The following is a 14,298-nucleotide window of genomic DNA, read 5'->3' on the forward strand; positions in this document are numbered from 1 at the left end:
AGGCAAAAAAAACCCCGGACTTCGTATGGGGAGGGGAAGTTCGGGGTTTAAGTTCTAGACCGCTAGGGCGGGGTCCAGATATCTGCCAACACTTAACACAACATAGGAGCATCGAAGGGCTTCACCACCCATTCAGTAACTCTGAGTGGAGCTTCACCGATTTAGTTCCAACGGGTTGCAAAAACTATTGGTAATAATCGGTGAAATTTTCCGTGCTAATAGCTCTTCGCCAGTTCTTGGCGCGACACTATGCCGCGGGAAAAACCGCTGGAAAGTGCCCTTAGTGGGCCTCATCCCAGTTGTTTCCCACCCCGACCTCGACCAGTAGAGGCACATCCAGGGTCGCGGCAGCGCTCATGTGACCGCGAATTTCCTCGCGAACCTGATCCACCAGATCCTCACGCACTTCCAGCACCAGTTCGTCGTGCACTTGAAGAATGACCCTGGCGTCCAGCCCCGAAGACTCCAGCCAGTTATCTACCGCCACCATGGCTTTCTTGATGATGTCCGCCGCCGTGCCCTGCATGGGCGCGTTGATCGCAGTACGCTCGGCGCCAGCACGCTCCTGTGGCTTGTTGGAGTTGATCTCCGGCAGGTACAGCCGACGACCGAAGATAGTCTCCACGTATCCCTGGTCCGCCGCTTGGGCGCGGGTGCGGTCCATATACTCGCGAACCCCCGGATAGCGGGCAAAATAAGTATCGATGTAGGCCTTGGCCTGCTTGGTATCGACACCGATATCCTTGCCCAGCTTCTGCGCGCCCATGCCGTAGATCAGGCCGAAGTTGATGGCCTTGGCACTGCGCCGCTGATCGGAAGTGACATCCTTGAGTTCGACCTTGAATACCTCGGCCGCAGTAGCGGTGTGCACGTCCAGATTGTTGCGGAAGGCATTCAGCAGGCCTTCATCCCGGGACAGGTGCGCCATGATCCGCAGCTCAATCTGCGAATAGTCCGCTGCCAGCAGTTTGTAGCCGGCCGGGGCGATAAAGGCCTGGCGAATACGCCGGCCCTCGGCAGTGCGCACCGGAATGTTCTGCAAGTTCGGATCACTGGAAGACAGACGCCCAGTGGACGCCACCGCCTGGTGATAGGACGTGTGGATCCGCCCGGTGCGCGGGTTGATCTGTTCCGGCAGGCGATCGGTGTAGGTGCTTTTCAGCTTGCTCATGGAGCGGTACTGCATCAGCACCCGAGGCAGCGGATAGTCGTCCTCCGCCAGCCTTGCCAGCACCTCCTCGGCGGTGGAAGGCTGCCCCTTGGCGGTCTTCTTCAGCACCGGCAGGCCGAGCTTGTCATAGAGAATCGAGCCCAGTTGCTTGGGCGAACCCAGATTGAATTCCTCACCGGCGATCTCGAAGGCTTCGCGCTCCAGGGCAACCATCTTGTCCCCCAGCTCGATGCTCTGTACCCCCAGCAACTTGTCATCCACCAAGGCACCCTGGCGCTCAATGCGTGCCAGAACCGGTACCAGCGGCATCTCGATATCGGTCAGCACGCTGGCCAGGCTCGGAATGGCGGTGAGTTTCTCGAACAAGGCTTGGTGTAGACGCAAGGTCACGTCGGCATCTTCGGCGGCGTAAGGTCCCGCCTGATCCAGGGGAATCTGATCGAAGGTCAGCTGCTTGGCGCCCTTGCCGGCGATGTCCTGGAAACTCACGGTGCTGTGGTCCAGGTACTTCTGCGCCAGGCTGTCCATGTCATGACGGGTGGCGGTGGAGTTGAGCACGTAGGATTCAAGCATGGTGTCGAAAGCCACACCGCGTACGGTAATGCCGTTCGCCTGATCGCCCCCGATGGCGCAGTTGGCCAGGATGTTCATGTCGAACTTGGCATGCTGGCCGACCTTGAGCAGCTTCGGGTCCTCCAGCAACGGCTTCAACGCCAGCAATACGGTATCGCGGTCCAGCTGCTCCGGCACGCCCATATAGGAGTGAGTCAGCGGGATGTAGGCCGCTTCGCCGGCCTTGACCGAGAAGGACAGGCCCACCAGTTGCGCCTGCTGCGCATCGATACCGGTGGTTTCGGTATCGAAGGCAATCAGCTTGGCGTTCTTCAGCCGATCCAGCCAGACCGTGAAACGTTCCTGATCGAGGATGGTTTCGTACTGCAGTTCAAGTGGTGCCTGCTCGGCCGCTGCCGGCTGCTCTGCCAGCTCTTCCGGCACCGCAGCTGCACTGAGTTCGACGCGCTTGGCATCGCGCTGCAAGTCGTCGAGCCAACTCTTGAACTCCAGCAGGCTGTAGAGCTCAGCCAGCTTCTCGCGATCCGGCTCGCGCAAGTGCAGATCGTCCAGCCCCACATCCAGCGCCACATCCACCTTGATGGTTGCCAACTGATAGGAGAGGAAGGCCATTTCCTTGTGTTCTTCGAGCTTGGCCGGCAGGGTCTTGGCCCCACGAATCGGCAAGGTCGGCACTATATCGAGCTGCTCGTACAGGTCTTTCAGGCCGCCATTGACCCCCACCAGCAAGCCGGAAGCGGTCTTCGGACCAATGCCCGGAACCCCCGGGATGTTGTCGGAAGAGTCGCCCATCAACGCCAGGTAATCGATGATCTGCTCGGGAGCGACGCCGAATTTCTCCTTCACGCCCTCCACGTCCATGCTGCTACCGGTCATGGTGTTGACCAAGGTAATGTGCCCATCCACCAGCTGTGCCATGTCCTTGTCGCCGGTGGAAATCACCACCGGACGATCCGCCGCCGCGCTGCTGCGGGCCAGAGTGCCGATCACGTCATCAGCCTCGACCCCTTCAACGCATAGCAACGGGAAACCCAGGGCGATCACGCTGGCATGCAAGGGCTCGATCTGTACCCGCATATCGTCGGGCATGCTCGGGCGGTTGGCCTTGTATTCGGCATACATGTCATCGCGGAAGGTCCCGCCCTTGGCGTCGAAGACCACGGCGAACGGACTGTTCGGGTACTGCCTGCGCAGACTCTTGAGCATGTTCAGCACGCCCTTGACCGCACCGGTAGGCAGGCCTTTGGAGGTGGTCAGCGGTGGCAACGCGTGAAACGCGCGGTACAGATATGAAGAACCGTCCACCAGGACGAGGGGGGCTTGGCTCATGAGCAGGATCAACCTTTTCGGCGGGTCCGGCGCTAGAATAGCGGGACCGTTGACGACAAAGGGACAAGGTTATCATGCGCACACTAAATCGCTTGCTGCTGGCCGGCTTGATTGCAATCGCTCCAATGGCCGTGATCGCCGCAGAAGATGCGCCGTCAGCAGACCCGGAAGTGACCATTCGCACGGAAGGCGACAAGACCATCCAGGAATACCGGCAAAATGGCTTTTTGTATGCCATCAAGATCACGCCAAAAGGTGGCAAACCTTATTTCCTGGTGCGCGCTGATGGCTCCGACGGCAACTTCATCCGTTCGGATCAGCCGGATATGCTGATCCCTTCGTGGAAAATCTTTGAGTGGTAAACCACTCCGACTTCAACTCAATGGCGCTGGCTTGATAGCGGCGCCCGTACTGGCAGTTTTTAACCATGTCTGTGTTCACCCCCCTGGCTCGGCCCGAGCTGGAAACCTTTCTCGCCCCCTATGGGCTCGGCCGCCTGCTTGACTTCCAGGGGATCGCCGCTGGTAGCGAAAACACCAACTTCTTCATCAGCCTGGAACAGGGCGAGTTCGTCCTGACCCTGGTGGAGCGCGGCCCGGTCCAGGAAATGCCGTTCTTCATCGAACTGCTGGACGTGCTGCACCAGGCCAATCTGCCGGTGCCCTACGCATTGCGCACCACCGACGGCATCGCCCTGCGGGAATTGGCGGGCAAGCCGGCGCTGCTGCAACCGCGCCTGGCGGGCAAACACATCAAGCAAGCCAACGCCCAGCATTGCATCCAGGTTGGTGAACTGCTCGGCCATCTGCACGTAGCCACCAAGGACAACATGATCAAGCGCAAGACTGATCGTGGCCTGGACTGGATGCAGCAAGAGGGCACGCAACTGTTGCCTCACCTGGATGCAACGGCACAAGACCTGCTGCAACGGGCGCTGGAGGAGATTTCCGAGAAAAAAACCAGGATCCTCGCCCTGCCCCGGGCCAACATCCATGCCGATCTGTTCCGTGACAACGCCATGTTCGAAGGCACCCATCTGACCGGCCTGATCGACTTCTACAACGCCTGCTCAGGGCCGATGCTCTACGACGTAGCCATTGCCCTGAACGACTGGTGTTCCGATGCCGAGGGCGTCATCGACGGGCAGCGAGCCCGGGCCTTGCTGGGTGCCTATGCGGCGCTGCGGCCCTTCACTGCCGCGGAGGCCGAACTCTGGCCGACAATGCTGCGAGTAGCCTGCGTACGGTTCTGGTTGTCACGGCTGATTGCCGCCGAGAGCTTCGCCGGGCAGGACGTACTGATTCATGACCCGATGGAGTTCCAGCGGCACCTGGCGCAGCGGCAACAGGTCAACCTGCCATTGCCATTCGCCCTCTGAAACGCTTCGCGGGCAAGCCCGCTCCTACGTCTACAACCCTGTAGGAGCGGGATTGCCCGCGAAAGCATCCCGCCACAATCCCCGCTTACAACTGCTCCAGGCAGCCCGCCAGGTCATTCCCGAGCTTCTCCAGCACCTGCTCGTACCCCTGCGCGGTAGCCGGTGTGTAGCCACCCAAGGCATCCAGCTCCGCCAACGTCACCGGCAGCCCAGCTACCAATGTCTCCGCCAGTCGCGGACGCAAAGGCGGCTCACTGAACACGCAGGTCTTGCCCACCTGTTGCAACCGTGCACGCATCGCCGCGACGTGCTGCGCTCCCGGCTGCACTTCTGCGGCAACGCTGAACACTCCGGTGTGCTTGAGGCCATAAGCGTCCTCGAAGTAGTCGAACGCTTCGTGGAACACAAAGTAGGGTTTGCCGACGACTCCCGCCAGGCGCGCTTTCAAGCGGATATCCAGAGCATCCAGACGTTCATTGAAAGCTTTCAGGTTGCTCTGATAGCGAGCGGCGTTGGCCGGTTCAGCCGCGCTCAGGTCAGCGGCGATGCGAGCGGCAATCACCCGAGCATTGACCGGCGACAGCCACAGATGCGCATCCAGGGTGCCGGGACGATGATCATGGTCATGTTCGTCGGCATCTTCGGCGTGGGAGTGGCTATCTTCGGCAAAATGACGAAGCTTCATTCCGGGCAGATCCTGCACCGCCACCGATGGCAGACTGCGGCCTTTCAAAACCCGCGGCAAGAAACCCTCCATGTCCGGTCCGACCCAGTACAGCAAGTCCACGGTCTGCACCTTGCGTACGTCGGAAGGGCGCAGCGCGTAGTTGTGTGGCGAAGCCCCCGGCGGCAATAGCACCTCGGGAACCGCCACGCCGTCTTGCACCGCCGCGGCGATCAACTGCAGGGGCTTGATGCTGGTGAGTACCCGAACTTCGGCCTGGGCTGAGCCGATCGCAAACAAACTGAAGGTAAAAGCAACAAAAAGGCGAAAAAGTCTGGGCACGATGGACACTCGAAGAGGCAAGAACAGGTAACATAATAACGTCTCTCACAAACCTCGTCGCCGCTCATGCCCAAAACACCGCTTGCCAGCCGTCCACACGACCACTCTCACTGCGTGCACAGCGCACTGTCTGAGGCCGACGCCCTGTGCGCACGGCAGGGCCTGCGCCTGACGGCCTTGCGCCGGCGGGTGCTGGAGTTGGTGTGGCAAAGCCACAAGCCCCTGGGGGCCTACGACATTCTCGCCGTGCTCAGCGAGCAGGACGGTCGTCGCGCGGCACCGCCGACGGTTTATCGCGCGCTGGATTTCCTCCTGGAAAACGGCCTGGTGCACCGCATTGCTTCGCTCAATGCCTTCGTCGGCTGCAACCACCCGGAACACGCGCATCAGGGTCAATTCCTGATCTGCCGCGAGTGCCACGCGGCCATTGAGCTCGAACAGAAATCCATCAGCGACGCCATCATCAGCAGCGCCCGCGACGTCGGCTTCGTGGTCGAAGGCCAGACCGTTGAAGTGGTCGGGCTCTGCTCGGGTTGCCAGGGGGCTTGATGAGCACTGCGCTGATCCGCCTTGAGCAGGTCACGGTGACCTTTGCCGGGCAGAACGTGCTGGACAATATCCAGCTCAACGTCGAACCCGGGCAGATCGTCACCCTGATCGGCCCCAACGGCGCCGGCAAGACCACCCTGGTGCGTGCCGTGCTCGGGCTGCTCAAGCCCGACAGCGGCAGTGTCTGGCGCAAGCCCAAGCTGCGGGTTGGCTATATGCCGCAGAAGCTTCATGTCGACCCAACCTTGCCACTGTCGGTGCTGCGTTTCCTGCGCCTGGTGCCAGGCGTGGACCGCATCCGTGCACTGGCAGCACTCAAGGAAGTCGGCGCCGAACAGGTGATCGACAGCCCGGTGCAAAGCATTTCCGGTGGCGAGATGCAGCGAGTGCTGCTGGCCCGGGCCCTGCTGCGCGAGCCGGAACTGCTGGTGCTCGACGAACCGGTGCAAGGCGTCGATGTGGCCGGCCAGGCCGAACTCTACAGCCTGATTACCCGCCTGCGGGACCGTCACGGCTGTGGCGTGCTGATGGTTTCCCATGACCTGCACCTAGTCATGAGCACCACCGACCAGGTGGTCTGCCTCAACCGTCACGTCTGCTGCTCCGGACATCCCGAGCAGGTCAGCGGCGACCCGGCCTTCGTCGAACTGTTCGGCAAGAACGCGCCGAGCCTGGCGATCTACCACCACCATCACGACCACGCCCACGATCTGCACGGCTCGGTGGTGACCCAGCCCGCAACGGGCCACGCCCATGTTCATGGAGAAAACTGCAAGCATGGCTGATTTTCTGCTCTACGCCCTGCTCGCAGGTTTGGCTCTGGCGGTGGTCGCCGGCCCCTTGGGGTCCTTCGTGGTCTGGCGGCGCATGGCCTATTTTGGCGACACCCTGTCCCACGCCGCACTGTTGGGCGTGGCCCTGGGTTTCCTGCTGGATATCAGCCCGGCGGTGGCGGTCACTGTGGGTTGCCTGCTGCTGGCGGTGCTGCTGGTGACCCTGCAACAACGCCAGCCGCTGGCATCTGACACGCTGCTGGGGATTCTTGCGCCTAGCACCCTGTCTCTGGGCCTGGTGGTACTAAGCTTCATGCATGAAGTGCGGATCGATCTGATGGCCTACCTGTTCGGTGACCTGCTGGCGATCAGCCCCACTGACCTGGCGTGGATTCTCGGCGGCAGCGCGGCGGTGCTGTTGCTGCTAGTGGCCCTGTGGCGCCCCTTGCTGGCGATCACCGTGCATGAGGAACTGGCCAGGGTCGAAGGCCTGCCCGTGGCCTCGCTGCGCATGACGCTGATGCTGTTGATCGCCGTAGTGATCGCCGTGGCAATGAAGATTGTCGGGGTATTGCTGATCACCTCGCTGCTGATCATTCCAGCAGCGGCGGCGCAACGACACGCCCGCTCGCCGGAGCAGATGGCCCTGGGCGCGAGCCTGCTGGGCATGCTTGCAGTCTGCGGCGGACTGGCGCTGTCCTGGTTCAAGGACACCCCGGCCGGGCCGTCGATCGTGGTCACGGCCGCCGCACTGTTTCTGCTGAGTTTTGTTCTGCCCCGTCGAGGGGTGTAGACTTGCTCGCTTTTTGCGCAATTAGAGAGTCGCAGGAATGAAGCCGTTCGCCTCCCGTTATTTGCTCCTTGTCGCCTTTTCCCTGCTGCTCGGGGCCTGCCAAAGCACGCCACCGGCGGCCACCGAGGTCCCCGATGCCCGGGCCACGGCCATCGCGCAGCTGGAACAAAACATCGCCAGCAGCGAACTGGCCACCGCCGAAGACCAGCTGAGCGCATTGCAGGCGCAGACGCCTGATGATCCGCAGTTGGTGCAGTACCAACGGCAGTTGGCCGAAGCTTATCTGCAGCGCAGCCAGATCGTCCTGCAAAAAGGCGATGTGAATGCCGCAGCCACCGCCCTGAGCCGAGCCCGAGCGCTGATGCCCAAGGCGCCAGCACTGACCGGCGGGGTCAACAGTGCCATTGCTCATGCGCGCAAGGCCGAGCTGGACCAGGCCGAGGCCGCCTTGAAGGCTGCCGAGGCACGGCCAGCGGCCAAGCTGATCGACCCTACAGCCCAAAGCACCACTATTGCCCTGAATGTCACCGATATCCGCAAGCTGCGTCGGCAACTCGATGCCCTGGCTGCCGACGTGGTGAATTACCAGTGCGATGTGAGCATTCAGGTACCACGCACCGAGGATTATCCTTGGCTGTCGACCTTGCTGAGCAAACGAGTGAAAAAACTCGACGCCGACTTCGAACAGAAGATCAGCCGGCAGATCGTGCGCCACGTGCCGGCACAGATGGTGCTGAGCCCACACAAGGCGCAATGACGCCATCACCGGCAAGCCGGCTCCTACAGGGGAGCAGGCTTGTTGGCGATGAGTTGTTAAGGCCGGAATTGCCTTGGCCTTTTCTTCTCGATCCCAGACCCGATGCTGGGCAATGGCGGCAAAGAACGCCTTGAATGCCTTGGCATCCACACCCACGATCAACCCCTCATCCGCTTCCAGCCTGAGCACATGCAGTAGCTCTCGGGCTTCGCCGTGCAAGGCAATCGCCTTGAGGCCTCCAACAGGTAATGCAACGCCACGCCGTTACCGCTCAGGGCTTTGATCGATTGGCCGCCGCCCGGGACGAACACGGCGTCGAACGCCACCGATGGCAAACCTTCCATAGAGGCATCAACCGCCAGGCTCTGGCCATCCGCAGTGGTCACCGGCGCTGACTCGGCCCTAGCAGCTTGGCGTGCGCACCCTGGGCTTTCAGTGCCTTCTTCAAGGCCTCGATGACCGCACCATCGACACCATCCCGACAGCAGGTTCGCCTGGCTCAGGGCGGGCGAGCGCGACAGAGGGACTTCATGAACAAATACCCACTGGCACGGCACCTGGGGCTTTCGAGAGGCTCAAGCAGCGAATGGTGAGAAACCGCGGCCGTTCCTTTTTCATGACCTTTGATCGCGTTATTGCCAAATGGCATGATGATTGCGAAATAAATGCTAAGAACCTCTATACGGACAGGCTAAAATGCGCGCCCGGCTAACCGCTGATCCTTTTCTAACGCGCCCCACAAGGTTCGCTACGTGATCGAGTTTCAAAACGTCCATAAAACTTACCGGGTCGCCGGTAAGGATATTCCCGCCCTGCACCCGACCAGTCTTCGGGTCGAGAATGGCCAGGTGTTCGGCCTGATCGGCCACTCCGGCGCGGGCAAAAGTACTCTGCTGCGCCTGATCAACCGCCTGGAAAATCCCAGCGGCGGCAAGATCATCGTCGACAGCGAGGAAGTCACTGCACTGGATGCCAACGGCTTGCGCCGCTTCCGGCAACAGGTCGGGATGATCTTCCAACACTTCAACCTACTGTCCTCCAAGACCGTGGCCGACAACGTTGCCTTGCCACTGACCCTGGCTGGTGAGCTGTCGCGCAGCGCAATCGACAAGCGGGTTGCCGAACTGCTGGACCGGGTCGGCCTGTCCGACCATGCGAAGAAGTACCCGGCGCAACTGTCCGGCGGCCAGAAGCAGCGCGTCGGCATCGCCCGCGCCCTGGCCACCCAGCCAAAAATCCTCCTGTGCGACGAAGCCACCAGCGCCCTGGACCCGCAAACCACTGCGTCGGTCCTGCAACTGTTGGCAGAGATCAACCGCGAGCTGAACCTGACCATCGTCCTGATCACCCACGAAATGGACGTGATCCGCCGCGTCTGCGACCAGGTAGCGGTAATGGACGCCGGCGTGATCGTCGAACAGGGCTCGGTGGCCGAGGTGTTCCTGCACCCCAAGCACCCGACCACCAAGCGCTTCGTCCAGGAAGACGAGCAGGTCGACGAAAACGAACAACGCGACGACTTTGCCCACGTACCTGGGCGCATCGTGCGCCTGACCTTCCAGGGCGATGCCACCTATGCGCCGCTGCTGGGCACCGTGGCCCGGGAGACCGGGGTCGACTACAGCATCCTCGCCGGACGCATCGACCGCATCAAAGACACCCCTTACGGGCAACTGACCCTGGCCATTACCGGCGGTGACATGGAAGCGGCCTTTGCCCGCTTCACCGCGGCAGATGTCCACATGGAGGTGCTGCGCTAATGGAACTGCTGAGTAGTTTCTTCACCAATATCGACTGGCTGGAAATCTGGCTGGCCACCGGCGACACCCTGATGATGCTCTGCGGCTCGCTGCTGTTCACCATACTCCTGGGCCTGCCGCTGGGGGTCCTGCTGTTCCTCTGCAGCCCGCGCCAACTGCTCGAACAGAAGTCGCTGTATGCGCTGCTGTCACTGGCCGTCAACATCCTGCGCTCACTGCCCTTCATCATATTGCTGATCGTGATGATTCCCTTCACCGTATTGATCACCGGCACCTCCCTGGGCGTGGCCGGGGCCATTCCGCCGCTGGTGGTCGGGGCAACGCCGTTCTTTGCCCGACTGGTGGAAACCGCACTGCGGGAAGTGGATCGCGGCATCATCGAGGCCACCCAGTCCATGGGCGCCAGCACCCGGCAGATCATTACCAACGCCTTGCTCCCGGAGGCTCGGCCGGGCATTTTTGCCGCGATCACCGTGACCGCGATCACCCTGGTGTCCTACACCGCCATGGCCGGCGTAGTCGGTGCCGGTGGCCTGGGCGACCTGGCAATCCGCTTCGGCTACCAGCGCTTCCAGACCGATGTGATGGTGGTCACCGTGGTGTTGCTGCTGGTATTGGTTCAGGTTCTGCAAACCGTTGGCGATAAGCTGGTGGTGCACTTTTCTCGCAAATAAAATTGCCGGTCCTGGCCGGCAGGCGCCCGGGGTCGGGCGACTTACAAGGAGCTTGTTCGATGAAAAAACTACTCGTCGCTTTCGCAGCCGTTGCCGCGTTCTCCGCGCACGCCGCCGAAACCCTGACCGTGGCCGCCACACCGGTGCCCCACGCCGAGATCCTGGAATTCGTCAAACCGGCCCTGGCCAAAGAAGGCGTGGACCTGAAGGTCAAGGTCTTCACCGACTACGTGCAGCCCAACGTGCAAGTGGCTGAAAAACGCCTGGACGCCAACTTCTTCCAGCACCAGCCGTACCTGGATGAGTTCAACAAGGCCAAGGGCACCAAGCTGGTGAGCGTGGCCGGCGTACACATTGAACCCCTGGGCGCCTACTCCAACAAGTACAAGCAACTCTCCGAACTGCCGGGCGGCGCTACCGTGGTAATCCCCAACGACGCCACCAACGGCGGCCGCGCCCTGCTGCTGCTGGACAAGGCAGGCCTGATCAAGCTGAAGGATTCGAACAATATCCTGGCGACCATCAAGGACATCACCGAGAACGCCAAAGATCTGAAGTTCCGTGAACTGGAAGCCGCCACCATCCCGCGTGTGCTGACCCAGGTCGACCTGGCCCTGATCAACACCAACTACGCCCTGGAAGCCAAGCTGGATCCGGCCAAGGACGCCCTGGTGATCGAAGGCAAAGACTCGCCTTACGTGAACATCCTGGTGGCCCGTCCTGATGACAAGGATTCGGACGCCATGAAGAAACTGGTAGCCGCCCTGCATAGCCCGGAAGTGAAGCAATTCATTCTCGAGAAGTACAAAGGCGCGATCGTGCCGGCGTTCTGATCGGTTGCAGAAACACGAACGGGGCGCCTTTGGGCGCCCCGTTTCGTTTCAAGTGGTCCTTTCTCCGGCTTGCCGGCGAGGAACGATAAAGAATTACTTGCGCTGCAACATCACCGGCAACTGGGCCACCAGCTTCTGGTTGTTCAACGGCGCGCGGATAAAGCCACGCTGGCTGCCATCCGGCCCGATCACCGCCAGGTTGCCGCTGTGGTCCACGGTGTAGTTGGGCTTGCTGGTGTCCGCCGGGATGAAGGGAATGCTCACCGCATTGGCGAGCTTCTGCAGGTCTTCCACCGAGGAGGCGGTCAGGCCTTTGAAGTCCTTGTCGAAGTAACCCAGGTACTGCTTGAGCTGCTGCGGGGTGTCGCGGTTGGGATCGACGCTGACCAGGATTACCTGCAGCTTGTCCACCGCCTCCTTGGGCAGTTCGCTCTTGATCTGCCGCAGCTGGGCCAGGGTGGTGGGGCAAATATCCGGGCAGAAGGTGTAGCCGAAGAACAGCAACGACCACTTGCCCTTCAATTCGTCGATCACCACCGGCTGACCATCCTGGTCGAGCATCTTCACCGCCGGCAGAGTACGGCTCTGTGGCAGCAGGATGATCCCGGCATCGATCAATGCAGTGGGGTCGCCTTGACCCTTGCCGGACAGTACTTTGTTGACGGTCAACCCCAGGACCAGGGCCACCAGAGCAACGAGAATAAAGACGGTTTTCTGAGTTCGAGTCATAGGTTCAACAATAGGTAATGGTCTACGAGCAGGGCGATGAACAGCAGGAACAAGTAATAAATAGAGTACTTGAAGGTGTTGATCGCCGCGTGCGGCCGAGTGCCACGGTACAGCACCCAGGCCCATTGCAGGAAGCGCCCACCCAAGGCCAGGGCACAGACCAGGTACAGCACGCCGCTCATGTGGATGGCAAAGGGCAGCAGGCTCACCGCCAGCAGGGCAAAGGTATAGAGCAGGATGTGCACCTTGGTGTAGTGCTCGCCGTGAGTCACCGGCAGCATCGGGATATCCGCCTTGGCGTACTCCTCCTTGCGATGGATAGCCAGGGCCCAGAAGTGCGGCGGGGTCCAGGCGAAGATGATCAACACCAGCAGCAGCGGTTCGGCGCTCAAGTGCCCGGTCGCGGCGACCCAGCCCAACAACGGCGGGGCCGCTCCGGCAAGGCCGCCGATGACGATATTCTGCGGCGTCGCGCGCTTCAAGAAGCCGGTGTAGACCACTGCGTAGCCCAATAGCGACGCCAGGGTCAGCCAGGCCGTTAGTGGATTGGTGAACGCCAGCAACAGTGCCTGCCCGGCCAGGGCCAGGAGCACGGCGAACGCCAGCGCTGCCCGGGGCGTAACCCGGCCTTCAGCCAGCGGGCGCTTGTGAGTCCGAGCCATCACCGCATCAATGCGTCGGTCCACCACATGATTGACCGCCGCCGCGCCGCCGGCGCACAGAGCAATGCCCAGGTTGCCAAACACCAGCACCGTCCACGGTACTCCGGCGCGGGTGGCGAGGAACATGCCCACCAACGAGGTGATCAGCATCAGTACCACCACCTTGGGCTTGGTCAGCTCCAGGTAGTCCCGCCAGATCGCCTGCGGGTGCTGACGCTCGCCAATCAGAGTCGCCATGGCATCTCTCCTTTGATGGTAATGGGACCCGCCATCTGTTTGCGCGGGCTGAGGCGCCAGCCCAGGGGCAGCCGATCGCGGGCCTGCACCAAGCTGGTTCGGGCGTGATAATTGACCAGCACCAGGGTCAACAGCAGCGCGGCGCCCCCGGCGTTGTGCGCCACCGCCACCGGCAGTGGCAGATGAAAGAACACATTGCTCAAGCCCAGGCAGATCTGCGCCGCCAGCGCCACCAGCACCAGCCCGGCCAGGCGAGTCATGCCCGTTTGCCTGAGCTGCCAGGCCAGCCCCAGCAACACCAGGGTGACCAGCAGCGCCCCCACTCGATGGGTCATATGGATGGCGGTGCGGGCATCACTGTCCAGTTGCCCACCCAGGTAGTTCGGCCCGATGTGCTGAGTCAGGTGAAAGCCGTTGGCAAAATCCATGTTCGGCCACCACTGCCCGTGGCAGGTCGGCAGGTCGATACAGGCCACCGCAGCGTAGTTGGAACTCACCCAGCCTCCCAGGGCGATCTGTCCGATCACCAGTACCAGCCCCGCAGTCGCCCAATATTGCAGGCGGCGCGGCACAATCAACGCAGGCAGCACACCGGACAGGCGCAAGGTCAGCAGAAACAACAGGCTCAAGGTAGCGAAACCGCCCAGCAGGTGCGCGGTAACCACTTGCGGCCAAAGCTTGAGGGTTACGGTCCACATGCCGAAGGCTGCCTGGGCGAACACCACGGCCAAGAGCAACAGCGGTAACTTCAGGGGCTGCCCGGGATGCCGGCGATGGGTCCAGGCACGAGCCGCCAGAAGCACAATCAACAGGCCCAGGGTGCCGGCGAAATAGCGGTGGATCATCTCGTTCCAGCCCTTGTGGGCTTCCACCGGAGCCTCGGGAAAATGCAACTCGGCGTGGGCCAGCTGGGCTTCGCTCTTGGGCACGCTGATAAAGCCATAGCAACCGGGCCAGTCCGGGCAGCCGAGGCCAGCGTGGGTCAGCCGGGTGTAAGCACCGAGCAGCACCACAATCAGGGCCAGCAAGGTGGCAAACAACGCGAGGCGAAATCCAGGTTTGGCCATGACGAAG

The 14,298-nt window shown here is 61.7% G+C and carries 14 protein-coding genes and 1 pseudogene; 9 read left to right on the forward strand and 6 right to left on the reverse strand.

The window, feature by feature from the left end:
* Nucleotides 1-280 precede the first annotated feature (280 nt).
* Nucleotides 281-3,073, reverse strand: coding sequence for a DNA polymerase I (gene polA / locus GV818_RS12340; protein WP_161776679.1), 2,793 nt, complete (start codon nt 3,071-3,073; stop codon nt 281-283).
* 74 nt (nt 3,074-3,147) lie between these two features.
* Between polA and GV818_RS12345 the strand changes: the two genes are divergently transcribed.
* Complete coding sequence (locus GV818_RS12345) at nt 3,148-3,435, forward strand: DUF2782 domain-containing protein (protein ID WP_161752350.1); 288 nt, start codon at nt 3,148-3,150, stop codon at nt 3,433-3,435.
* 65 nt (nt 3,436-3,500) lie between these two features.
* A complete protein-coding gene (locus tag GV818_RS12350) occupies nt 3,501-4,451 on the forward strand; it encodes a homoserine kinase (protein WP_161752351.1) in 951 nt (316 codons plus the stop codon).
* A gap of 85 nt (nt 4,452-4,536) precedes the next feature.
* On the opposite strand, the gene GV818_RS12355 is transcribed toward GV818_RS12350, so the two are convergent.
* Nucleotides 4,537-5,457: a zinc ABC transporter substrate-binding protein gene (locus GV818_RS12355; RefSeq protein WP_161776680.1), complete on the reverse strand. Its 921-nt coding sequence runs from the start codon at nt 5,455-5,457 to the stop codon at nt 4,537-4,539.
* A gap of 66 nt (nt 5,458-5,523) precedes the next feature.
* On the opposite strand from GV818_RS12355, the gene zur reads away from it, so the two are divergent.
* The 4 genes from zur to GV818_RS12375 are packed head-to-tail and all read left to right on the forward strand — an operon-like array spanning nt 5,524 to nt 8,329.
* Nucleotides 5,524-6,006 (forward strand): zinc uptake transcriptional repressor Zur, encoded by a 483-nt coding sequence (gene zur / locus GV818_RS12360; RefSeq protein ID WP_011058466.1) that lies wholly within the window; start codon nt 5,524-5,526, stop codon nt 6,004-6,006.
* A complete protein-coding gene (znuC, locus tag GV818_RS12365; protein ID WP_161752355.1) occupies nt 6,006-6,791 on the forward strand; it encodes a zinc ABC transporter ATP-binding protein ZnuC in 786 nt (261 codons plus the stop codon). Before zur ends, znuC begins: the two co-directional genes overlap by 1 nt.
* A complete protein-coding gene (gene znuB / locus GV818_RS12370; protein WP_161752357.1) occupies nt 6,784-7,572 on the forward strand; it encodes a zinc ABC transporter permease subunit ZnuB in 789 nt (262 codons plus the stop codon). The genes znuC and znuB overlap by 8 nt, the downstream gene beginning before the upstream one ends.
* A gap of 37 nt (nt 7,573-7,609) precedes the next feature.
* Nucleotides 7,610-8,329 (forward strand): PA5502 family lipoprotein, encoded by a 720-nt coding sequence (locus GV818_RS12375; protein ID WP_161752359.1) that lies wholly within the window; start codon nt 7,610-7,612, stop codon nt 8,327-8,329.
* A gap of 60 nt (nt 8,330-8,389) precedes the next feature.
* Here the strand turns inward: GV818_RS12375 and GV818_RS12380 are convergent.
* Nucleotides 8,390-8,859: pseudogene (locus tag GV818_RS12380) on the reverse strand (DJ-1/PfpI family protein); the annotation flags it as partial.
* A 222-nt stretch (nt 8,860-9,081) separates the two neighbouring features.
* Here GV818_RS12380 and GV818_RS12385 point away from each other — a divergent pair.
* From GV818_RS12385 to GV818_RS12395, 3 genes are read left to right on the forward strand one after another with little or no spacing between them, the layout of a single operon-like run.
* Nucleotides 9,082-10,089 (forward strand): methionine ABC transporter ATP-binding protein, encoded by a 1,008-nt coding sequence (locus tag GV818_RS12385; protein WP_161752361.1) that lies wholly within the window; start codon nt 9,082-9,084, stop codon nt 10,087-10,089.
* Entirely contained in the window at nt 10,089-10,763 is a 675-nt protein-coding gene (locus tag GV818_RS12390) for a methionine ABC transporter permease (RefSeq protein WP_161752363.1), read from the forward strand. Before GV818_RS12385 ends, GV818_RS12390 begins: the two co-directional genes overlap by 1 nt.
* 59 nt (nt 10,764-10,822) lie before the next feature.
* Nucleotides 10,823-11,596 carry a MetQ/NlpA family ABC transporter substrate-binding protein gene (locus tag GV818_RS12395; protein ID WP_161752365.1) on the forward strand — a complete coding sequence of 258 codons (774 nt, stop codon included), beginning with the start codon at nt 10,823-10,825 and terminating at the stop codon, nt 11,594-11,596.
* 93 nt (nt 11,597-11,689) lie between these two features.
* Here GV818_RS12395 and GV818_RS12400 read toward each other — a convergent pair whose 3' ends face one another.
* Genes GV818_RS12400 through GV818_RS12410 form a run of 3 tightly spaced genes read right to left on the reverse strand, consistent with a single transcriptional unit; the run spans nt 11,690 to nt 14,291 of the window.
* Complete coding sequence (locus tag GV818_RS12400) at nt 11,690-12,325, reverse strand: SCO family protein (protein WP_161752367.1); 636 nt, start codon at nt 12,323-12,325, stop codon at nt 11,690-11,692.
* Complete coding sequence (cyoE, locus tag GV818_RS12405; protein WP_161752369.1) at nt 12,322-13,224, reverse strand: heme o synthase; 903 nt, start codon at nt 13,222-13,224, stop codon at nt 12,322-12,324. Before cyoE ends, GV818_RS12400 begins: the two co-directional genes overlap by 4 nt.
* Entirely contained in the window at nt 13,212-14,291 is a 1,080-nt protein-coding gene (locus GV818_RS12410; RefSeq protein WP_161776681.1) for a COX15/CtaA family protein, read from the reverse strand. The genes cyoE and GV818_RS12410 overlap by 13 nt, the downstream gene beginning before the upstream one ends.
* Nucleotides 14,292-14,298: the final 7 nt, after the last annotated feature.

The organism is Pseudomonas sp. Fl4BN1 (assembly GCF_009908285.1).
Lineage (GTDB): Bacteria > Pseudomonadota > Gammaproteobacteria > Pseudomonadales > Pseudomonadaceae > Aquipseudomonas.